At 34.6% G+C, this 23020-nt stretch carries 22 protein-coding genes and 1 pseudogene; 17 read left to right on the top strand and 6 right to left on the bottom strand.

The window, feature by feature from the left end:
* Positions 1–50 precede the first annotated feature (50 nt).
* Positions 51–422: pseudogene (gene ytxJ, locus NHF50_RS12390) on the bottom strand (bacillithiol system redox-active protein YtxJ).
* 180 nt (positions 423–602) lie between these two features.
* Here ytxJ and clpB point away from each other — a divergent pair.
* The 4 genes from clpB (at position 603) to NHF50_RS12370 (ending at position 5913) form a co-directional block, all read left to right on the top strand.
* Positions 603–3209, top strand: a complete 2607-nt coding sequence (clpB, locus tag NHF50_RS12385; protein WP_252776738.1) for an ATP-dependent chaperone ClpB — start codon at positions 603–605, stop codon at positions 3207–3209.
* A 259-nt stretch (positions 3210–3468) separates the two neighbouring features.
* Positions 3469–3957 carry a T9SS type A sorting domain-containing protein gene (locus NHF50_RS12380; RefSeq protein WP_109569952.1) on the top strand — a complete coding sequence of 163 codons (489 nt, stop codon included), beginning with the start codon at positions 3469–3471 and terminating at the stop codon, positions 3955–3957.
* Positions 3958–3968: 11 nt separating this feature from the next.
* Entirely contained in the window at positions 3969–5318 is a 1350-nt protein-coding gene (locus NHF50_RS12375) for a hypothetical protein (protein WP_252776737.1), read from the top strand.
* Positions 5319–5403: 85 nt separating this feature from the next.
* Positions 5404–5913 (top strand): DUF4199 domain-containing protein, encoded by a 510-nt coding sequence (locus NHF50_RS12370; RefSeq protein WP_109569951.1) that lies wholly within the window; start codon positions 5404–5406, stop codon positions 5911–5913.
* 36 nt (positions 5914–5949) lie between these two features.
* Here NHF50_RS12370 and NHF50_RS12365 read toward each other — a convergent pair whose 3' ends face one another.
* Positions 5950–6486, bottom strand: coding sequence for a hypothetical protein (locus NHF50_RS12365; protein ID WP_109569950.1), 537 nt, complete (start codon positions 6484–6486; stop codon positions 5950–5952).
* 279 nt (positions 6487–6765) lie between these two features.
* Here NHF50_RS12365 and NHF50_RS12360 point away from each other — a divergent pair, with 279 nt between their 5' ends.
* Positions 6766–7329, top strand: coding sequence for a GNAT family N-acetyltransferase (locus NHF50_RS12360; RefSeq protein ID WP_252776736.1), 564 nt, complete (start codon positions 6766–6768; stop codon positions 7327–7329).
* The gene (locus tag NHF50_RS12355) at positions 7326–8174 is read left to right on the top strand and encodes an aldose 1-epimerase family protein (protein ID WP_252776735.1); all 849 of its coding nucleotides are present in this window, start codon (positions 7326–7328) and stop codon (positions 8172–8174) included. Before NHF50_RS12360 ends, NHF50_RS12355 begins: the two co-directional genes overlap by 4 nt.
* Positions 8175–8186: 12 nt before the next feature.
* Here NHF50_RS12355 and NHF50_RS12350 read toward each other — a convergent pair whose 3' ends face one another.
* Together NHF50_RS12350 and NHF50_RS12345 are read right to left on the bottom strand one after the other, a co-directional pair.
* The gene (locus NHF50_RS12350; RefSeq protein WP_109569947.1) at positions 8187–8468 is read right to left on the bottom strand and encodes a hypothetical protein; all 282 of its coding nucleotides are present in this window, start codon (positions 8466–8468) and stop codon (positions 8187–8189) included.
* Between the two features lie 123 nt (positions 8469–8591).
* Positions 8592–9257 (bottom strand): OmpW family protein, encoded by a 666-nt coding sequence (locus NHF50_RS12345; RefSeq protein ID WP_109569946.1) that lies wholly within the window; start codon positions 9255–9257, stop codon positions 8592–8594.
* 147 nt (positions 9258–9404) lie between these two features.
* Between NHF50_RS12345 and smpB the strand changes: the two genes are divergently transcribed.
* Positions 9405–9857 (top strand): SsrA-binding protein SmpB, encoded by a 453-nt coding sequence (gene smpB / locus NHF50_RS12340; RefSeq protein WP_109569945.1) that lies wholly within the window; start codon positions 9405–9407, stop codon positions 9855–9857.
* Between the two features lie 32 nt (positions 9858–9889).
* Positions 9890–10264 (top strand): helix-turn-helix transcriptional regulator, encoded by a 375-nt coding sequence (locus NHF50_RS12335; RefSeq protein ID WP_252776734.1) that lies wholly within the window; start codon positions 9890–9892, stop codon positions 10262–10264.
* 53 nt (positions 10265–10317) lie between these two features.
* Here the strand turns inward: NHF50_RS12335 and NHF50_RS12330 are convergent, their stop codons facing one another.
* Both NHF50_RS12330 and NHF50_RS12325 read right to left on the bottom strand, forming a co-directional pair.
* On the bottom strand, positions 10318–14058 hold the full coding sequence (locus NHF50_RS12330; protein WP_252776733.1) for a transglutaminase domain-containing protein: 3741 nt from the start codon (positions 14056–14058) through the stop codon (positions 10318–10320).
* A 60-nt stretch (positions 14059–14118) separates the two neighbouring features.
* Positions 14119–14760 carry a protein-L-isoaspartate(D-aspartate) O-methyltransferase gene (locus NHF50_RS12325; RefSeq protein ID WP_252777337.1) on the bottom strand — a complete coding sequence of 214 codons (642 nt, stop codon included), beginning with the start codon at positions 14758–14760 and terminating at the stop codon, positions 14119–14121.
* 135 nt (positions 14761–14895) lie between these two features.
* Here NHF50_RS12325 and NHF50_RS12320 point away from each other — a divergent pair, with 135 nt between their 5' ends.
* The 9 genes from NHF50_RS12320 to miaA all read left to right on the top strand — a co-directional run bounded on the left by NHF50_RS12320 (position 14896) and on the right by miaA (position 23020).
* Positions 14896–15867, top strand: coding sequence for a Gfo/Idh/MocA family protein (locus tag NHF50_RS12320; protein ID WP_252776732.1), 972 nt, complete (start codon positions 14896–14898; stop codon positions 15865–15867).
* A 41-nt stretch (positions 15868–15908) separates the two neighbouring features.
* Entirely contained in the window at positions 15909–16796 is an 888-nt protein-coding gene (locus NHF50_RS12315) for a 3-hydroxyacyl-CoA dehydrogenase family protein (protein ID WP_252776730.1), read from the top strand.
* 76 nt (positions 16797–16872) lie between these two features.
* Complete coding sequence (locus NHF50_RS12310; protein ID WP_109569940.1) at positions 16873–18093, top strand: DUF1015 domain-containing protein; 1221 nt, start codon at positions 16873–16875, stop codon at positions 18091–18093.
* Between the two features lie 72 nt (positions 18094–18165).
* Positions 18166–18801: a hypothetical protein gene (locus NHF50_RS12305; RefSeq protein WP_252776728.1), complete on the top strand. Its 636-nt coding sequence runs from the start codon at positions 18166–18168 to the stop codon at positions 18799–18801.
* A 3-nt stretch (positions 18802–18804) separates the two neighbouring features.
* Entirely contained in the window at positions 18805–19491 is a 687-nt protein-coding gene (locus NHF50_RS12300; RefSeq protein ID WP_252776726.1) for a YggS family pyridoxal phosphate-dependent enzyme, read from the top strand.
* 46 nt (positions 19492–19537) lie between these two features.
* Positions 19538–19681, top strand: a complete 144-nt coding sequence (locus NHF50_RS12295; protein WP_252776724.1) for a hypothetical protein — start codon at positions 19538–19540, stop codon at positions 19679–19681.
* A 221-nt stretch (positions 19682–19902) separates the two neighbouring features.
* Positions 19903–21261, top strand: a complete 1359-nt coding sequence (locus NHF50_RS12290; protein WP_252776721.1) for an exonuclease domain-containing protein — start codon at positions 19903–19905, stop codon at positions 21259–21261.
* A 1-nt stretch (position 21262) separates the two neighbouring features.
* The gene (locus tag NHF50_RS12285) at positions 21263–22084 is read left to right on the top strand and encodes an ion transporter (RefSeq protein WP_252776719.1); all 822 of its coding nucleotides are present in this window, start codon (positions 21263–21265) and stop codon (positions 22082–22084) included.
* Positions 22085–23020: a tRNA (adenosine(37)-N6)-dimethylallyltransferase MiaA gene (gene miaA, locus NHF50_RS12280; protein ID WP_252776717.1), complete on the top strand. Its 936-nt coding sequence runs from the start codon at positions 22085–22087 to the stop codon at positions 23018–23020.

Here is a 23020-nt window from a genome sequence, read left to right as displayed (position 1 = left end):
AAAAAAAAAGCCCTTGACAAGATCAAGGGCTTTTTTATAAATCATCTTTTCTATAACAGAAATTTTAACTTTTCGACTTCAATAGCATCATGCGAAGCATTATAAACAGCTTTTCCTTCTTTTAATACAATTACTTGAGGTGATTGATGGATAACTCCGAACTTTTCAGCTATTTCATTAGAAATGGATCGATACGCTAATAAATCTAAATAATATACCACAGCCTTCTCATCAGGAATATCATAATCCTGTTGAAAACGATTCTATACAAATCGACTAATACTACAGCGAGTACTATGTTTAAAAATAACGATTGGCTTTTCAAACGATTGTTTTTCAATTGCATCAAACGAAACCTCTTCTAAACAGTTCCAAAAAACATGAGGCAATGACTCTTTATCATCTGCCTTTTTGTCAAACATTTTACCAAAAAAACTCATTTTTCTATCAATTTAAGACATTTTGTCCTTATTTATCCTAAAAATCGGGCAATTTTAAGCCAATTTGTCCTTAACTTAGTAGTGGAATACAAATTGTTTATATACGAGCAAAGCTAACGAAAAACAGCTTTAAAACAACGCACAAAAAGGAGATTATTAATTATGAATTTAAAGAATTTAACCATCAAATCACAAGAAGCTTTACAACAAGCACAGCAAATTGCACAAAGCTTCGGTCATCAACAAATAGAAAACGAACACCTTGTAAAAGGTATCTTAGAAGTTGATGAAAATGTTACACCGTTTCTTTTAAAGAAACTAAATGTTAACGTAGAACTATTCAAAAAAGTTTTAGACAGTACACTGGAAAGCTTTCCTAAAGTTTCAGGCGGTGACATCATGTTATCACGTGAAGCAGGAACTGCTTTAAACGAAGCCAGTATTATTGCTAAAAAAATGAACGACGAATATGTTTCCATTGAACATTTATTATTAGCTATTTTTAAATCAAAAAGTAAAGTAGCTCAGATCTTAAAAGACCAAGGAGTTACTGAAAAAGGATTAGAAGCTGCCATTGCAGAACTAAGAAAAGGAGAAAGAGTTACTTCTGCTTCGGCTGAAGACACCTATAACTCATTGAATAAATACGCAAAAAATCTAAATGAATTAGCCAAAACAGGAAAATTAGACCCTGTGATTGGACGTGATGAAGAAATCAGACGTGTTCTACAAATCTTAACCCGGAGAACTAAAAACAACCCGATGCTGATCGGGGAGCCCGGAGTTGGTAAAACAGCTATTGCAGAAGGCTTGGCTCATCGTATTGTAGCCGGTGATGTTCCTGAGAATTTAAAAGATAAAGTGATCTACTCACTGGATATGGGAGCATTGATCGCCGGAGCTAAATACAAAGGAGAATTTGAAGAACGTTTAAAATCTGTGGTAAAAGAAGTTACTTCCGGTGAAGGAGAAATCGTATTGTTCATCGATGAGATCCATACACTTGTAGGTGCCGGAGGCGGCGAAGGAGCCATGGATGCTGCTAATATCTTAAAACCGGCTTTAGCCAGAGGTGAGCTAAGAGCCATTGGTGCTACTACTTTAGACGAATATCAAAAATACTTTGAAAAAGACAAAGCTTTAGAACGTCGTTTCCAAAAAGTTATGGTAGACGAACCGGATACGGAAAGTGCTATTTCCATTCTACGAGGTATAAAAGAAAAATATGAAACCCATCACAAAGTTCGTATCAAAGATGACGCTATTATTGCTGCAGTGGAACTTTCACAACGCTATATTACCAATCGTTTTCTTCCGGATAAAGCTATCGACTTAATGGACGAAGCCGCTTCTAAATTACGAATGGAGATCAATTCAAAACCGGAAGAATTGGACGTTTTGGATCGTAAGATCATGCAATTGGAAATTGAAATTGAAGCTATTAAACGGGAAAATGATGAAACTAAGTTAAAATCTTTAGGATTAGAATTAGCCAATTTAAAAGAAGAACGCAATGAAATTTTCGCCAGATGGCAATCTGAAAAAGAAGTGGTCGATAATATCCAGAATGCAAAACAACAGATCGAAGATTACAAATTAGAAGCCGAAAAAGCCGAACGCGAAGGCGATTATGGTAAAGTAGCCGAAATTCGTTACGGTAAAATTAAAGACGCACAAGAACAATTGGCAACTTACCAACAACAATTGCATGAAGATCAGGAAGGACATTCTTTAATAAAAGAAGAGGTTACACAAGATGATATTGCGGAAGTTGTTGCTAAATGGACAGGCATACCGGTTACCAAAATGCTACAAAGCGAACGTGAAAAACTGCTTCATTTGGAAGACGAACTACACAAACGTGTGGTTGGGCAAGAAGAAGCCATTCAAGCGATCAGTGATGCTGTAAGACGTAGCAGAGCCGGATTACAAGACGCCAGAAAACCTATAGGTTCATTCCTTTTCTTAGGGACAACCGGAGTGGGTAAAACGGAGTTAGCTAAGGCTTTAGCTGAATATTTATTTGACGATGAAAATGCGATTACCCGTATCGATATGAGTGAATATCAGGAGCGCCATAGTGTAAGCCGCTTAGTAGGTGCCCCTCCGGGATATGTAGGTTATGATGAAGGAGGACAATTGACAGAAGCTGTACGTAGAAAACCTTACTCTGTTGTATTGTTAGACGAAATTGAAAAAGCACATCCCGATACCTTTAACATCTTGTTACAGGTTTTAGATGAAGGACGTTTAACAGACAATAAAGGACGTTTGGCAGATTTCAAAAACACGATTATCATCATGACTTCCAATATGGGAAGCCATATCATTCAGGAAAAATTTGAAAACCTGAAAGGAAATGTTGAAGCAGCAGCCGAGAATGCTAAAGTAGAAGTATTAGGTCTGCTAAAACAATCTGTTCGTCCTGAGTTCTTAAACAGAATTGACGAAATTATCATGTTCACTCCGCTTACTACCGATAACATCAGACAGATCGTTCAATTGCAATTAAAAGGTCTTACTAAAATGTTGGCACATCAACATATTACATTAGATGCAACACCTGAAGCAATTGATTATTTAGCTAAAAAAGGGTACGATGCCGAATTTGGAGCTCGTCCGGTAAAAAGGGTTATACAAAGAGAAGTTCTTAATGAACTTTCCAAAGAGATCCTTTCCGGTAAAGTTACTACTGACAGTATTATTTTACTGGATAGTTTTGACGGGAAACTAGTGTTTAGAAATCACTTAGAAGAACATAAAGCATAATAATTCTCTTTATATATTAGGATTTATTTGGTTGGTTGGATTTTTTGAAACACCCGATAGCATTTTAAATGTTGCCGGGTGTTTTGTTTTTTTTTAGAAAAACAGGTATTTTTACCCATTGAACAAGATCAGTACTTTACTATTTTTGTTAAAGCGTAATTTTAATCAGTACAATGCCCCAAAAAACTGTATTTTTTTCTGACTGTTTTCTGATTAAATTTTAATTAAGTCTAATAATTATTAATTAAATCAGTTAAATATGAAAGCAAACAAGTTATTGCATTTCCTGACAATTGTTTTCTACTTAGGTATTTCCAATTGTTTTGCACAACAATCTCCCACTTCTTCAGGTGGAGATCTTACAGGAACAACCGGTTCTGTCTCCTACTCTGTAGGACAAATTGACTACAATACTAATTCGGGATCTAACGGATACACCATTGAAGGAGTACAACAACCCTATGAGATATCTGAAGTATTAGCTACCGAAAATTTTTCAGAATTAATCACAAACGTCAGTATTTACCCTAATCCGAGTACGGATATCCTTACCTTAAAAATGACGAATAGTGAAAATCTAAGCTTAAACTTTAAACTTGTTGACATTAACGGAAAGGTTATAAAAAGCGACAAAATAGCTTCTGACATTACAGAAATAGCGGTAAGTGACTTGCCTTCAGCAGTTTATTTTTTACAGATATCAGATCAGAATAAAGAAGTTAAAACTTATAAAATTATCAAACACTAAAAACAATCATTATGAAAAAAATATACTTTTTATTTACTATCCTGTTCTCTTTAACTATTTTAGCTCAGGCTCCTGAAAAAATGAGCTATCAGGCTGTAATCAGAGATTCAGGTGATGCCCTTCTTGTTTCTACTACAGTAGGAATGCAAATAAGTATTTTACAAGGTTCTTCTACAGGAACAGCTGTTTATGTAGAGACACAAACTCCGACAACAAATGCAAACGGACTGATTAGCATTGAAGTAGGAAACGGAACAGTTGTTTCCGGTGACTTTACAACTATCGATTGGTCAACAGGATCTTATTATATTCAAACAGAGATTGATCCGGCAGGAGGTACTTCTTATACTATTTCAGGAGCCAGTCAACTGTTAAGTGTTCCTTATGCTCTATTTGCTAAAAACTCAGGTGGAATTGCCGGTTCAGAATGGACTACTAACGGAACTAACATTAACAATGCTAATACAGGAAGCGTTGTTGTAGGACCAAATGTTACCAACTCTAATTTGAATTTCTATGTTACTAATACAGGAGCTCCTAAAATGGCTATTGGAAACATGAATAATTTTAATAATGTAGATTCTGGTGAATTGCATTTTGCTGAGGATACCAATTATTCAGCTTCTGAATGTGGTATCAAATTCCAACATAACGGAAACTTAAACAATCTATATTTAATCGGTGGATGTCCTGCTCCGGATACCATTGCCAGATTCAACAGAAGCGGATATTCAAACATCAGACAATTACGATTAGGTACAAATTACAATTCAAATACCGCTAATAGACTTTCTGTTGACGGCGATTCTGATTTTACAGGAAATGTAACAATAACAGGAGATTTGAATGTTACAGGTAACATAGCAAAAGGAGGAGGAACTTTTAAAATTGATCACCCTTTAGATCCAGAAAATAAATATTTAATTCACAGTTTTGTGGAATCTCCGGATATGATGAATATTTATTCCGGAAATGCAACAACTGATGCTAATGGATATGTTACAGTGACTTTACCACGCTATTTTGAGGCTGCAAATAAAGACTTCAGATATCAGTTAACAACGATCGGTACTTTTGCTCAGGCAATCATCAAAGAAAAAATACAAAATAATAAATTCGTAATTCAAACTAATCAGCCTAATGTAGAGGTAAGTTGGCAAATTACAGCTGTAAGAGCAGATAAGTTTGCTAATGAGAATAGAATCGTTCCTGAAAAAGAAAAAGAGTTCAAAGGGACTTACTTACACCCGGAATTATATGGAGCGAGCAAAGAACAATCTGAAAGTTATGTAAGAAATTCAGAGGCTTTAAAAGCACAACAACTACAAAATTCTTCAGATTTAGATGCTGACAGGGAATAAAAATTAAATATAACCGAATCTAAAAATGCCTGACTAAAAAATTGTCAGGCGTTTTTTTTATATTTGGTTTAAACAAACCAAAAACATGAAAACAATTATTTTAAAAAACGGATTAATTGGCGGACTAATTGTATCTGCCTTTATGATCTACGGAACAGTTTCTTTAATGAACGATCCGGATTTTCAACCTAATTACGTTTTAGGTTTCGGAGGTATGATCCTGGCTTTTCTCTTTATTTTCACAGGTGTCTTTCAATACCGAAGAGAGAATAATGGTACAGTCAGTTTTAAAAAAGCTCTGGTATTGGGTGTATTGATTGCTTTATTAATCTCTACGATCTACGTCTTAATATGGCTCATTGAGTACTATACTTTTTTTCCTGATTTTATTGAAAAATACGGGCAATTCCAGCTAGAAGAAGCTAAAAAAACGATCACTGATCCTGAGCTTTTGGCTCAAAAAGAAGAAGAAATTAAACAATTCGGTGAATTGTATAAAAATCCGGTAATGGTTATTGTCATTACCTATACCGAAATTTTACCGTTAGGTCTTGTTTTTGCATTAATAGCGGCATTGGTATTCAAAAAAAAATAAAAGGGCTTGTAAAACAAGTCCTTTTATTTTTAAAGATCAGTTTCCATTGAGAATATCACCGTTAGGTGCAACTGCTATTCTTTTTGTTTTTTTCCCTTTCTGAATCTTTACCCAATATTCTTTTTTGTGTATGTCACCATCTGCCTGTACATAATGAAACTTATCTTCAACTATTCCCCAACCCGGATAGGCTTTCAGAACGGCAACAATAACATTATCCGGTAAAGTAACATTCTCATATTTTTCAACAACCCGTATCAGTTTCCCTTTTTGATTATAAGTTGCTGTCAATAGTCCTTTTTCATTTTTCATCATAACCAAATATGTGTCATAGCCTTCAAAGTCTTTCCCCAGATCATATGCTATAAAGTATTTTTGCATACTCTGAATACTCAGATCCGGATTCTTGTATGGTAAATAAACAGAGAAATCATCTCCTATTTTTGTGATGACAATCTCCGGTAATTCTTCTAATGGCACTCCCCCGTTCCTAGCTGATTTTACTTCTTCTTCTGATTGAGAGAAGCTCAACGAAGTAAAACTACAAAATAAAATAAAAATTAATGTTCTCATAACGTTTCGGTTTTTGATTGATTATTTGATACTTGTTCTAAGGTTTCCGTTTGCTTCCCCTTTTTAGTTACTATTTCTGATGCTATCCAAAATTACAAAACATTAACCTCAACCTGTGTTAACTACCTTATTCAAAACCAGTTAAACTTGTGTTATATATTCTTCAAAGGGAATTATTTTCAGTCCAATTGAGCTCCGTCAGAAAATCCTGCCTAACATTTATTGAAAAGTTATACTTTTCTCTGTACATTTACTTTATATTAGAATTTTCAGAATAAGATGCTTAAACTCAATTTTTCTCCTTTTCCTGTATTGGAATCCGAGCGTTTACGATTTCGTAAACTAACCGATAATGATGTGCCTGCTGTCTTACAATTACGCAGTGATCCTAAGGTAATGGAATGTATCCCACGCCCTTTAGTCAGTAGTCAGGAAGAAGCATTAGCACATATTAAAATGATCAATGATAAAATCGATGCTAATACAGATATCAATTGGGCTGTCACTGAAAAAGGGAATAATTCCTGTATCGGGATCATGGGGTTTTACCGCACGCAACCGGAAAATTTTAGAACAGAATTAGGATATATGATCTTGCCGGAGCACCACAACAAAGGTTATGTTTCAGAAGCGGTTAATACCTTATTAAATTACGCTTTTAATGCTCTTAATTTTCATTCTATAGAAGCAATTATAGATCCCCGAAATATTGCTTCAGAACGGGTTTTGCAAAAAAACGGTTTTAGAAAAGAAGCGCATTTAATTGAAAACGAATTTTACAACGGAGAATTTTTGGATACTGTGATCTATAGTATTCTTAAACGTGACTTTGATCAAATATGAAAATTAGTCTTTCAAATCAAAATATCTCAGCACAGATCACTACTTTAGGAGCCGAACTCCTATCACTTGAAAAAGACCATCGAAATTACATTTGGACTATTGATGAACAATACTGGAATAAAACTTCTCCGGTGCTGTTCCCTATTGTAGGACGTTTAAAAAATGATCAATACACCTTAAACGGAAAAGAATTTAGCTTACCCAGACATGGTTTTGCCCGCAATTATGAATTTGACGTTCTGAAACAAACGGAAAACAGTGTTATTTTTAAACTGAGCACAAACGAAGAAACCGTAAAGGTTTATCCTTTTGATTTCGATTTTTTATACCACTACGTTTTAAATGGTAATGTTTTAGAAATCACTTTTGAAATTATTAATAAAAACAGTTTTGAAATGCCTTTCTCCATTGGAGCACATCCTGCATTCAGACTGGAAAATCCTGTTGAGAACTATAGCTTACAATTTGAGAAAGAAGATCTTTTTAAAAGTTATCATCTTACTCATGAGAATTTTGACGGAAGCTTTTCAATAATAGAAAGTAAGAACGGAGAGATCCTGCTAAGTGACACTTTGTTTGAAAATGATGCATTGGTATTTAAAACCCTGGAATCAAACTACTTATTCCTCGCTGAGCACAACAAACCGGTTTTAAAATTCTATTTTCAGGATTTTCCGTTTCTAGGCATTTGGAAAAAAATAAAAGCTCCTTTTCTGTGTCTGGAGCCGTGGCAAGGATTAGCCGATAATACAAACCATAATGGCAATTTCTTAGAAAAAGAAGGAGTCATAATTTTGCAACCTAATTCTTCAAAAAAACTAGGTTACAAAATTGAGATTTTATAAAAATCAATAAACTTAAACAATCTTATGGATTCTGTTTACAGGGATAATAACACCTTGTTTTAGAATTACCCGAGTGTCGGTAACTCCCCAAATAGTCGTTTCAACAACTTTAAAATTGCTATCATCTTCAAAAAAGATCTTGATTTTCACATGCTCTAAGTTTCCTAATGATAGCGCTCTGTCTAAATCATTTCTTCGCTGTAAGATGTCTTCTTTTTCAAACAGAACTTCAGTTTGGGGGAAATGTAAAGAACTTATCAGTTCTTTATCAATCAATTCGAAATTAGCAGTCATAGTCTTTCAATTTTTGTCTTTATTTATTGGTTTGTATTACCTAAAGTTACAAAAAAATGTTACAAAAAAAAATAGGTTGCTAAAAATTTCAGCAACCCATTTTTAAAACTAACCAATAACCCATTAAAACTTCATACCAACACCGAACCCGAACAACCATGGGTCGATGTCAACATCTGCAGGAATACTCAATCCTGGAACTAAATTTGAAGCATCAACAGTTACATCCGTATTTAAAAATAGACGCTTTGCATCTACGTTTAAGAAAAATTTATCTGTTAACATAAGGTCAAAACCTATCTGAGCTGCATATCCGAAAGCATTATCATAAGTAACGTCTGCCACATCTCCTGATTTTACCCCATAAAATATCGTATAGTTTACACCTGCTCCGATATAAGGTTTGAATAATTTATCTTTTGTCGGATAAAAGTGATATTGCGCTGTTAAAGTAGGTGGCAATAACCAAACACTCCCTAAATCAACTTCACCGGCTGCTGTTCCAACTGCTTTAACATCATGTTTAGTAGTTCCTAAAATTAATTCAGCGGCAATATTTTTTGTAAAGAAGTACGTAAAATCCAGTTCCGGAATGAAGCTATTTGAAATAGCTGCTTCCCCACCGATAATTCCGATAGTAGAACTTTCATTCGGAATAACTCCTACTCCTCTTAATCTAACTTGCCATTTGCTGAAATCTGCTGTTTTTACTTCTTCACTTTCTTGTGCACTTGCAAACCCGATCCCTAAAAATGTAACTGACAGTAGGGTTAAAAATATTTTTCTCATCTTGTATTAGGTTTAAAATTATAGGCCAAAGATATTGGCTTAATAACAGGGAAAACATGATTAAAATCAGCTTTTAGAAAAAATTTCCAGTTAAATTTTAATTTAAACTATTCGGAACAATATTTTTTATCCTAAATTTGCTCTCCTATGCAAAAAACGGTAAACATACTTAACAGAAAAGCGAAGTTTGATTATGAAATAATTGACAAATATACGGCCGGAATTGTTTTAACCGGAACCGAAATAAAGTCAATCCGAATGGGAAAAGCATCTATTGCCGAAAGTTTTTGTGAATTTCACCATAATGAATTATTTGTCATCAATTCTACCATTGAGGAATACCTTTACGGTACGCATTACAATCACAGAGCTAAAAGCGAACGAAAACTTCTTCTAAACAGAAAAGAGCTCAAAAAACTTCAAAAAGATAGTGAGAATAAGGGTTTAACGATCATTCCGCTGCGCTTATTCATCAACGAAAAAGGATTGGCTAAAATGGACATTGCTTTGTGTAGAGGTAAGAAAAACTATGATAAACGCGAAACCATGAAAGATCGCGATACAAAACGTGATTTGGACAGAATCAAAAAACGGTATTAGTTTTTTTGTTACTTTTAAGCAAAGATCAACTCATGCAAACTCTGCAACAGCTTTTAAAACAAGGACGTTACGACAAAGAACTTACCACTCGAAAATTGGCCGAAGTAGCATCGATCGATCAGGCTTTAATCAGTAAATTCGAGAATGGTTACCGCATTCCTACCCGCAAACAAGTTCAGTTATTAGCCGATATATTGGAACTGGATCTTAAAGCACTTTTAGTGGCGTGGTACAAAGTAAAATTAAACCATAGCTTTGACATTAATCCTTTTGCGATACAGGCTATATCTGAAATTCTTCAGGAAAAAGGCATTGATGTTGGTAAAGGTGCTAAAAAGGAAGAGCAGATATCTGAAATCCTTGATGAATTAGAAGTCTTAAAACAAAAGCTAACCAGTTTGAGATAATACAACAAAAAGCCGGGTCATGACCCGGCTTTTTGTTGTCTATTAAGATTTACTTATTTATACCCTACGATCTGTTCTTCGGCAGCAATTACCTCTTCTACATATTTTTTGAAATCGGCATAATCATCTGACGGAATATCATTCCAATCCAACGTTACTTTTCTTTTTACGACTAGTTGATTCGGTTTTGCCAATTCATATTGTAATTCATAATGATGGCCTTTATAGCTCAGATCTTTATTTTCCGGCAATTCAATGAATTTACTTCCCTCCGGAATATTAAGTACTACTTCAGACTCATAATCTTTTACATTTTCATAGGTTATATATGAAATGGAATAGTTACGGTTCTCTTTTGAGATAATGTCTTTAGTATATACCTGATCGATAAACGGTATACTTAATATCTTAAGACTTCCTAACTGTTGTAGTTTTTCATTTACCGTAAAACCGGTTTCAAAATTAACACTCTCTGAATATTTATCAGTGGATAATAATTTTGAATCTTTCATTAAAACAACCTTATTAAGACGAGAATTATACATTTCTTCAAATTCTTTCTTTCTTACATCTTCGGTTGTGGCATTTGAAAACAACTCATTATAGTATGATTTCGGGCTTCCGTATAACACATGGTTATTTGTAAACTCTTTTTTGTCTTCGCTTACATTGATAATGGTTTTGGTTACATTTTTATTTACAATAGCATTATCAAACGGTATATTGATCAATTGTGCTTCCTGATTTTTTGCCTTATCAAAATTAATCACTAAAGCATTGGCATGGTATAAAGAAATCGGTAAAGCTTTAAAAGGTAAATAACGATCTGTCATTTCCAGGAACGTCTCCTTACCGTCAATCATAACTCTTACAATACAGTGATTGAAATCTTTAGAAGGCAGTGAAAGTGTTTTAAATCCGTTATCATTAGTCAATACCAAAACCAAATTAGATTGCAAACCTGCTTCCTGTGCTAGGGTTACAAACAACGTTGACAAGTCTTTACAGTCTCCTAATTTAGTGGTTAACGTTTTAGATGGTTTTTGCGGAACATAACCACTTTGTCTGAAATCTAAGAAACTATAAGTTATATTATCACAAATATATCTGTAGATCTTTTCGGCTCTTTCATTTTCAGAAATTCCGTTTATTCCCTCTGGAAAGATCTCTTTAAACGCATTTTGAGTTATTCGGTCGTATTTTATATTTTTCTTTACCAGATCAGCATACCAATCGGCAATAACACTCCATGACTTAATGGTTCCGACGCTTATGGTTTTAGTTAGATCAGAATATTCCGGAGCATACTTTTCATAGATCGGAATACTTAGTGTGTTTTCTTGTTTCCACTGCTTGATTACTTTCTTTTTCAGTTTTTTCTCCGTCAGTTTTACGTTTCCGTTCTTAGAGGTTATTTTCAGATCTAAACTAGGATCATGAATAATTGAAAAAGTGGATTCCACTACCGGATAACTACCGTTAAAGGTAAATCCTGACGTAAAGTCTTTGTAGAATCGTCCATACGAATTAGAATAATAATCGTACTCAATATAAACGACGTCGCCTACTTCCAAATTAGGAAAAACTAACATAGAACCGCTATCTTCAGCAGGAACAAGAGTTCCGTTCTTTTTAACGATCTCAGATTTTATCAGATTGATCCCGTAAGTATTCAAAGAATACTCTTTAAGGTTCTCAATACCGTTTTCAGCCGTTACTTCGTAAATAAAACGAACTTTGGATTTGCGTCCGCCTTCCGGCAATACATTAACGATATATTCATCTAAAAGTAATGAAACACCATAATCTCCTTTTAAAGCTGTGTTACGTCTTTTTTCAATCAGATCATAAACATCTTTCGTTTCCACTACCTCTATTTCGTCAGGTGTATTCGTTAAATCGTATAATTTTTTACGTAATGAACTATTAGAAGAATCATGAGAAAGAGCTTTTAGATAATATGTTTCCGCTTGTTTGTTGTCTTTCATCAAACGATAAATATCTGCCTTTTGTTCAAAATTCTCAAACGAATACGGGAAAAATTCCAGATTTTCATCTACATAGGTTAACGCTTCCTTATATTGGTTTTCATTGATTAACATTCCGATATACGCATCTCGCAATGAATTAAAATACGGATACACTTTCAAACGACTCAAAATGATCTGTTTTACATCTTCTTTTCTATTAGAATCGCTGTAAAATTCAACCAATTTGCCTACGGCATCAAAATCCTCATGTTCTTTTACAATCCCTTCTAATATTTCTATGTATGTGGTCTTATCGTCTTTTAGATTATTGTATAAATTAGCTTTAGACAGTATATAACCTTCTTTGTTGTGGCTTTCCGCTATTAAATCATCTAACAATTCAAACATTTTATCAATATTAGATTGTCTTGAAGCCACCATGAATTGAAACAATAAGCTATAAGTCTTACTGATGTATTTTTTTGATTTTTCGGCATAGCTTTCTAAGTCTTTGATCTGAGCTTCTTTAAGCCAATTACCGTCTTTCATTTTCAATAATACCGTATAATAATAGTCTTCATCATTGTTTTCTATATTCTTATTCAGCTCCTCGATCTTATCATAGTTATCATCCATACTGTAATATCCTATCATGTAACGGGCGATCAAAGAACTTTTAGGGTATTTAGTATCTAAGCCTTCTATTGCTTTATGTGCTAATTCTTTCTTATGATTTGCCTCATAAGCTTTAAACAAGAACAATTTATACAACACATTTTCAGGATTTTTAGTTACCAGATCCTGAAAATACTTCTCATAATCTAACGTTGTTTCTGTGGCTGCAACTGTTGTCCCTCCTGCATAATCCTTATAAACAGAGGAAAATTGTAATTCTGTCGGATTCGAAAGATCTTTATTTACCAAACGAGCAGAAAAATAATCATTACCGGAACACTCTACTTTAAGTAGGATGCGATGAGTACCTTTAGATAATGTTAACCAATAATTAAAAGCATTAATATTCGTTCTTCCGGTTTCATAAGCAGATGCAACTTCTACATCGTCAACAAATACCTTTATCCCGGAAGATGTACCGAATTGCAACAAATATTCTTTATCTGCAGGGACATCCACAAAAGTTTGTGCATACATGATTCCTCTTCCGTATTCACTTTCATTAGAGAAAAAATTATAACCATCGTACTCAGGAATCTTAGGATTGTACCATCCTACTTGCCCGTTACTATTCGCTTCAAATACTTTGTCGTTTTTAGCATACGTTTCCGGTTCGTATTCCGTATCCAGACCGCTGCTATTTAAGTTTTCAAAAACACCGCAAAACTGCCACGCACTTATTGTATGCAGCTGAGCAATATATTTTTTTCCTTCTTCATAGCGCAAACGTTTATTTTCGGAAACAGCTTTTCGGTATTTCACAATATCCCGATTTCTGAAAACTTCTGACTGCGCTAAAAAGTCAATCTTTTCAAAGGTCAGATCATCATATTTTTCATCATTTACATTAGCCATTACAAAATTATCATTGATAAAAGGATCAATGTAATAAACGGCATTCGGCAACTTCTCAATTTTCTGAAGCAAGGTCGCATCATAATTGATCCGTCCGTTTTGCTCATCAATCATAGCATCTAAGAACAATAAATCAATTGATTTATCTTTTGTTTTCCCAAATTGCTTGTTGAATAATTTTCGAGCTTCTTCTCTTTTGTTATTCAGTAACAGATCCATTACTGTAGAATAGTCTTGTTGGGCAAAAGCAGAAAAACCGAACAAGATCAGGCATAACATTAAAATTTTTTTCATGCAGAGATTTAAATTATTTAAGTGTAGGTATTTATATAGTGTCAAAAAATTGATCGCTATTTAATTTTTATCTTCTAATAAAGGTACAAATCGAAACTCTCCGAACTCATGCTTCTCAAATTGTGTTTCATTCTTACGGATCAGCATTGTCATGATCTGATGATCCTCTCCTAACGGAATGACCATTCTTCCGCCTATCTTTAACTGCGCCATTAAAGGCTGCGGGATAAACGGAGCACCTGCTGTAACGATGATACTATCAAACGGAGCCTCTGACTCTAAGCCTTTATATCCGTCTCCGAATATGAGTCGCTTCGGACGAATGCCTATCTTAGGCAGGAACAATGATGTTTTTTTAAACAACTCGTTTTGGCGTTCAATAGAATAAACCTGAGCTCCCATTAAACACAGAACAGCACATTGGTAACCACTACCCGTCCCTATTTCTAATATTTTATCTCCTTTTTTTACCTCAAGCAACTGACTCTGAAAAGCCACTGTATAAGGCTGAGATATCGTTTGCCCTGCTGCTATCGGAAAAGCTTTATCCTGATAAGCAAAATCTTCAAAACTGGAGTCTAAGAACAAATGTCTTGGAATCTTCCGAATAGCTTCCAGAACATTTTTGTCGGTTATTCCCTTTTCTTCTAAAAGCGTAACCAACTTATTTCTAAGCCCCTGATGTTTCTGAGTGTCGTTCAACATAGACCAAATTTCTTTAGGGTAAAAATAATGTTAAAAAACACAAAAAACAAGAAAAAGAAAAACCAAAAAACCTAAGAAATTTGACTTGAAACTTGAAACAAAAACCTTATTTTTGTTCAAAATACTTTCATTATGTTAAAAGTTGGTGTTCTGGGTGCCGGTCACTTGGGCAAAATACATTTACGTTTACTCAAACAATCTGAAAAATACGAATTAGTAGGTTTCTACGATCCTTTCAAAGAAAATGCCGATAAAGTAGCCAAAGAATTTGGCTATACCAAATTTAACTCCATAGAAGAACTCATTGCTGCCGTTGATGTTGTCGACATTGTAACGCCTACACTGTCACACTATGAATGTGCTGTTCAGGCAATAAAATCCGGAAAGCACATATTCTTAGAAAAACCGATTTCAAATACCGTAGAAGAGGCCGAAGGCATCATTAAACTAGCTAAAGAGTATAATGTTAAAGGGCAAGTAGGTCATGTGGAACGATTTAATCCGGCATTTAAAGCCGTAAAAGATCAGATTCACAATCCGATGTTCATTGAAACTCACCGATTGGCAGAATTTAATCCCCGTGGTACTGATGTTCCTGTAGTTCTTGACCTGATGATTCACGATATTGATGCTATTTTAAGCGTTGTAAAATCAAAAGTAAAAGACGTACATGCCAGTGGTGTAGCTGTGATTTCTGATTCACCTGATATTGCCAATGCCCGCGTAGAATTTGAAAATGGTTGTGTCGCCAACATTACTTCAAGCCGTATTTCAATGAAAAATATGCGTAAATCGCGCTTCTTCCAAAAGGATGCTTACATTTCAGTGGACTATTTAGACAAAGTTTGTGAAGTCGTAAAAATGAAAGACGCTCCTGAAGTTCCGGGTGATTTTGATATGATCCTGCAAAATGCCGAAGGAATTAAAAAACAGATCTATTTTGACAATCCAGAAGTTCATACTAATAACGCTATCTTAGACGAATTAGAAACTTTTGCTGATGCTATTAACAATAATACTACTCCTATTGTGACCTTAGAAGATGGTACCGAAGCTTTACGTGTAGCGTATCAAATCATAGCTTCTATGGAGAAAAACAGATAATTGTAATACAAAAAAGAAACTAAAACAAACTAATATAAAACATGAACACTATAGCTGTAATAGGTGCAGGAACAATGGGTAACGGAATCGCTCATACGTTTGCACAAACCGGTTTTACCGTAAAATTAATCGACATTTCTGAAAAAGCCATTGAAAAAGGAATGAGCACAATTGCCTCTAACCTGGATCGTATGGTTTCAAAAGGAACTATTACCGAAGAAGACAAGCACAAAACATTAGCCAACATCATTACGTATACAGATGTTAAAGACGGTGTTGTAGGTTGTGACCTAGTTGTAGAAGCGGCTACTGAAAATATAACTTTAAAACTAAATATTTTTAAACAGCTAAGCGAAGTTTGCGACCACAATGTAATCTTAGCAACTAATACATCTTCTATATCCATTACACAAATTGCTGCAACAGTAGTTCATCCGGAGCGTGTTATCGGAATGCATTTTATGAATCCGGTGCCTATCATGAAATTGGTTGAAATCATCCGTGGTTATAATACTTCTGATGAGGTCACTAAAATTATTATGGACTTGTCTGTTAAATTAGGAAAAACACCTACTGAAGTTAACGATTATCCGGGATTTGTAGCTAATAGAATTTTGATGCCGATGATCAATGAATCGATCGAAACTTTATATAACGGTGTTGCAGGAGTACAAGAAATCGATACTGTAATGAAATTAGGGATGGCACACCCAATGGGACCACTTCAATTAGCTGATTTCATCGGATTAGACGTTTGTTTGTCCATCTTAAATGTAATGTACGACGGCTTTAAAAATCCGAAATATGCTCCATGTCCACTATTAGTTAATATGGTAATGGCTGGAAAATTAGGGGTAAAATCAGGTGAAGGCTTCTACGATTACAGCGAAAGCAGAAAAGCTGAAAAAGTAGCAAAACAATTTAAATAGTCTTAACGTTGAAAGTCAAAAGCCGGAAAGTAATTCTCAACCTTTTGACTTTCAACTTTTGACATTCGACCAAATTATGGCCAAAATCATCCCTTTTAAAGCTGTTCGACCGGCGCCGGAAAAGGCAGCTTGGGTTACTTGTCGGTCTTATGACGAGTATTCCCCTGCTGAACTGGCAGCCTGGCTGGAATTCAATCCGTATTCATTTCTGCATATCATTAGTCCGGCCTATCAGAACATGCAAACCATTGCTGTTGAAAAACGGTTTCAATCCGTCAAAAAACAATACGAAAACTTTAAGGCTGAAGAAATTTTAGTGACCGACGAAGCAGCAGCGTTCTATCTGTACCAAATCAAGAACAAGAAACAAGTTTTTACAGGCATCATAGCCGGAACTTCTATTTTGGATTATCAGGAAAATAAGATCAAGAAACACGAAGATACTTTAGCATTTCGGGTAGAGTTGTTCAAAGATTACCTGCACCAAACACATTTTAATACCGAACCGGTCCTAATTACCTATCCCGATAATCCGGCTATTCACACTTGGATCAACCTAAAGAAAAAGAGCCAACCTTTTTACGAATTTGCAACGCCTAATCACGAGATTCATTCGTTGTGGAAAATCGATACGCAAAACGAGATCGACTGGCTTCAGGAATATTTTGAAGAAATTCCGAACCTCTATATTGCCGATGGCCATCACCGATCGGCCTCTGCCAGCGCTTTGTACGATCAGGACAAACATTTAAACAATCCTAACTTGCATTATTTTATGAGCTTCTTAATTGCCGAAAGTAATGTGAAAATTTACGAGTTCAATCGCTTGATTAAAGATTTGAACGGACTTTCTCAAAACGCTTTTCTGGAAGAACTGAAAAAGCATTTTATAGTCATTCCGAAAGAACAAGAATTGTGGAAACCAACTCAAAAAGGAGAATTCGGTATGTACCTGAATGGTAAGTTCTATGCTTTGGTTTACCAATCGAATACCAAAGAAAAAGAATCTGTTCTCACTAATTTAGACGCACAGATCTTATACGATTGCGTTTTACAACCTATTCTCGGCATTGAAGATCTACGCAATGATGAACGAATTTCGTATCTTTCCGGAAAACAATCTATCGCTTCTATTATGGAAAAAGTCGATTCCGGAGATTTCAAAGTCGGTTTTATGCTTTATCCTTCCGATATTAATGAGATCAAAGCCATTGCTGATGCTGATTTGATTATGCCGCCTAAAAGCACTTATATTGAACCTAAGTTTAGAAGTGGTTTAGTTGTATATGAACTTTAGATTTGTTTAACTTTGTCCTTTCGATGAAGGAGAAACGTAAGTTCAGCAGAGCTAAATCACATAATATTAAATATGGATAAGTTAATAGAATTATTGATATCTTCGGGTCCTCCTGCCTTACTAATTCTTGTTGGTTTAGTATGGGGAAAAAATTTAATTGAGTATTTTTTTAAAGAAATTATAGAAATTAAAAAAAAGGAATTAGCTCAAAATTTAGAAAATCATAAAATGAAAATTGAGCAAGAAAACAAAAACTTCCAACACATACTAGATGCAAAACTCCACGAGTTTAATATTAAATTTACAAATTTACATTCTGAAAGAGCAAAAGTTATAAAAGAATTATATCTCAAAATGCTTATATTACAATCTTCTTTAAATGATGTCTTTAAAATTAAACCAAACCATATTAATAATAATATTCATATAATTAATAACTTTTCAAACTCTTTTCAAGATTTTCAAAAATATTATCTTCCAAATAAAATTTATTTTTCTGAAAAGCTATCAACTAAAATTGATATTTTTTTAGAAGAATATAGTTTTATAACTACAGAATTTACAAATATTCTACTAGAAAAAAATGTACCTATTGAATCATTGAAACCTAAATGGGATAAACTATCGAAAGATTCTTCAGATTACACGTTTGAAATAATAAATGAACTTATTAAAGATTTTAGAAATATATTAGGAGTAGAAAATTAACTTATGTCAATAGCAATAAATCTAACAGAAATAAAATCTTCATTACCTGAAGACGTAACTTTGGTAGCCGTTTCAAAAACCAAACCGATTTCAGATCTAATGGAAGCCTATGAGGTGGGTCAACGCATTTTTGGTGAAAACTATGTACAAGAATTAGTTGAAAAACACGAGCAGCTTCCCAAAGATATTCAGTGGCATTTCATCGGGCATTTGCAATCGAGAAAAGTAAAACTTATTGCGCCATTTGTGAGCTTGATTCACGGTGTTGACAGCTTGAAACTTTTACAAGAGATCAACAAGCAAGCCGAAAAGAACAATAGAGTTATCGACTGTTTGCTTCAGATTCATATTGCGGAAGAAGAAAGTAAATTCGGTTTAGATGAAAAGGAATTAGAAGAGATACTGAAACAACTTCTCGACTCCGCTCGAAGTGACAACAATAATTTAAAAAATATTCGAATTGTAGGCTTAATGGGAATGGCTACCTTTACAGAAGATCAAAATCAGATCAGAAAAGAATTCACCTATTTAAAATCTCTTTTTGACAAATATGCAACACTAAACACCGAAAACTGTCAGCTAAAAACGTTATCCATGGGCATGAGTGGCGATTACCAATTAGCAATTTCCTGTGGTAGCACGATGGTTCGAATAGGAAGTAGTATATTTGGAGCAAGACAATATCAATAACAATTGTAATCAAAAAGTATTATCGTAACAATTTGAATTAAAATGGATGAAAAACAATACTTTTTACGAAAAAATATTCAATTTTGAAGATCAATTGGTTTGTTTTGCAGGAGAATGTATTTTCTTTACAAGAAATTTGAATGAACGTTATGAAAATGAATATTACAAAAATCAATTAATTCGTTCGTAAGGAAGTGCCTCATTAAATTTTGGTGAAGCTCAGGAAACAAATACAGATAAAGATTTTACTTTTAAAAGAAGTGGAAGAATTGATTACAATTGCTTCAAAAATGATCATTAACAAAAAATAATTTTTCAATAGCAATTACAGTATCAATTGCAAAATTCAATTTTTAACTATTGTTTTTTGAGATTGACATTGTTTTTTGAGATTGAGATTGACATTGAAAAATGTACGCAATATTAGACATAGAAACCACTGGTGGTCAGTATAACGAAGAAGGAATTACTGAAATTGCGATCTACAAATTCGACGGACATGATGTAGTGGATCAATTTATTAGTTTAGTAAATCCTGAAATCCCGATCCAGCCATTTGTGGTAAAACTTACCGGAATCAATAATGCCATGCTTCGTAGTGCACCTAAATTCTTCGAAGTAGCCAAACGTATTATTGAAATTACCGAAGGTAGTATCATTGTGGCTCATAATGCTTCTTTTGACTACCGTGTTATCCGAATGGAATTCAATCGCTTGGGGTACGATTTTACCCGACCGACAATTGATACGGTGGAACTATCTAAAAAATTAATTCCCGATCAAAGATCTTACAGCTTAGGAAAACTGGTTCGCGGTTTAGGCATTCCTATTGCCGATCGTCATCGTGCCAGCGGAGATGCTATGGCTACCGTAAAACTTTTTAAATTATTACTTTCTAAAGACAAAGAAAAAGAGATCGTTAAAGGTTTTGTCAAAACTGAATTAAAATCTGGAATGTCTCCTAAATTGCTGGATATTGTGGAAAATTTACCTTCTAAGACTGGTATTTATTATATTCACAATGAAAAAGGTGATGTTATTTACATTGGTAAAAGTAAAAACATAAAAAAAAGGGTCAATCAGCATTTTACAGGTACATCAAGCAAAAGCAAAAAGATACAGCGAGAAGTGTATGCCGTAACTTTTGAAGAAACCGGTAGTGAACTCATCGCACTACTTAAAGAAAGTGAAGAGATCAAAATCAATAAACCGATCTACAATCGCGCCCAACGTCGGACTATTTTTCAATGGGCTTTGTATACGGAGAAAAATGAAAAAGGGTATTTAGCCCTAAAAGTACAGAAAGCTGACGGACGTAAAAAAGAGATCACTTCATTTGGTACACAGCAGGAAGGAAGAACTTTTCTATTTAAAATAACTGAAAAGTATCATCTATGCCAGAAAATTAACGGCTTATATGATACTAAAAAAAGCTGCTTTCAGTACGATATTAAACAATGCTATGGCGCCTGTATAGACAAGGAAAAACCGGAAGAATACAATCAAAGAGTACAAACTTTTATTGCTGAAAGTTCCTTTGAGAACAATACTATGGTTATCATTGACAAAGGAAGAAGTGTAGAGGAAAAAAGTGCTGTTCTGATAGAAAACGGAATTTATAAAGGATATTGCTTTTACGATCTAAATCATCAGATCATCAACGTAGATATTCTGAAAAACCTGATCAGTCCGATGCAGCACAATCGGGATATTAAAACTATCATTCAAAGCTTCATCCGAAAAAATAAAGTTAAGATCATTCGTTTTTAGCATGCAGCAATCAAACAACAAATGGAGTAAAATTCAAAAGAAACTTTATACTGTCATTTACGGTACCGATACTTTTGCCGGTCGTATGTTTGACTTGGTCTTACTAGGTTTTATCCTCTTAAGCGTGGTTATTGTAATGCTGGAATCTGTAAAAGAGTTCAACACACAATACCATACCATTTTATATGCTATCGAGTGGTTTATTACTGTTTTGTTCACTATTGAATATATTTTACGCATTCTATCGAACAAAAGACCATTTCGCTACATCTTTAGTTTCTATGGCCTTATTGATTTACTCTCTATAATGCCCATTTATTTGTCTTTCTTTATTCCGCAAACACGTGTTTTATCGGTAATACGGGCGCTACGTTTATTGCGATTATTCCGTATTTTAAACTTGGCTCATTTTACAGGACAAGCTTCTAATCTTCGCTTAGCATTAAAAGCCAGCCAATCCAAAATTATTGTTTTCATCTATTTCGTGATGATCATTTCTATCCTTTTGGGAACTTTAATGTACATGATCGAGGGTCCCAGCAGTGGCTTTACGAGTATCCCCAGAAGTATTTACTGGTGTATTGTAACCTTAACAACAGTTGGTTACGGAGATATTGCTCCGGCTACAACTATTGGTCAATTCATTGCAACCATCGTTATGATCTTAGGTTACGGAATTATCGCAGTTCCTACAGGAATCGTTTCGGCGGAATACAGCCATCAGGTACGAAAGACAAAACCGACAAAATGTTCCCATTGCGGAACTTCAGATCATACAGAAAATGCTAAATTTTGCTATCATTGCGGTAGTGCTCTATCATAAATGAATTATTTAATTACCATCATAGGTCCGACAGCTATTGGAAAAACGGCTTTAAGCATTAAGTTGGCGCAACACTTTAACTGCGATATCCTTTCCTGTGACAGTCGTCAGTTCTTTAAAGAAATGTCAATCGGTACTGCTGTTCCTACCACAGAAGAATTAGCGGCTGCTCCGCATCATTTTATCCGGAATAAATCCGTTTTTGACACCTATACTGTTGGCGACTTTGAACAGGAAGCCTTACCCCTGTTAGATCAGTTATTCACCAAAAATAACGTTCAGATCATGGTAGGTGGTTCGGGGCTATATGTTGATGCTGTACTGAAAGGTTTTGATGAGTTTCCGGAGATTGACGCTTCAGTTCGGGAGCAGATAAATGCAGATTATGATAAGTTCGGGATTGAATACCTCCGGCAAAAGCTCAAAGAATCAGATCCGGTTTACTATCAAAAATTGGAAGCTGAAAACCCGCAAACCTTGGTCAACCCGCAACGCATGAAACGTTTTGTGGAAGTTTGTTTGGGAACAGGAAAGCCTTACTCCGGTTTTTTAGGCAAGCGTTCCGTTCAACGCAATTTTACACCTATTATCATTGGTCTGCAAGCTGACAGAGAAAAGATGTACGAACGTATTAACTTACGCGTCGATAACATGATGCAGGAAGGTTTGTTAGAAGAAGCTAAAAAACTGTATCCCAATAAACATCTGAATGCTTTACAAACTGTCGGTTATCGTGAACTATTTGACTATTTTGACCGAAAAATAACTTTGGCTGAAGCCATTGAACAGATCAAAACGAACACAAGGCGCTTTGCAAAACGCCAGATCACATGGTTTAAGCGTACTGAAAATGTTCATTGGTTTGATTATTTAACTTCTGTTACAGAAATAATCGCTGTCATTGAGAAACAAATTACAGACCTCAAAAACTCATAA

This window comes from Flavobacterium sp. NRK F10, from assembly GCF_024054235.1.
Classification (GTDB): domain Bacteria; phylum Bacteroidota; class Bacteroidia; order Flavobacteriales; family Flavobacteriaceae; genus Flavobacterium; species Flavobacterium sediminis.
Note: the sequence above shows the minus strand (reverse complement) of the source record. Positions and strands in the feature narration are given on the sequence as shown.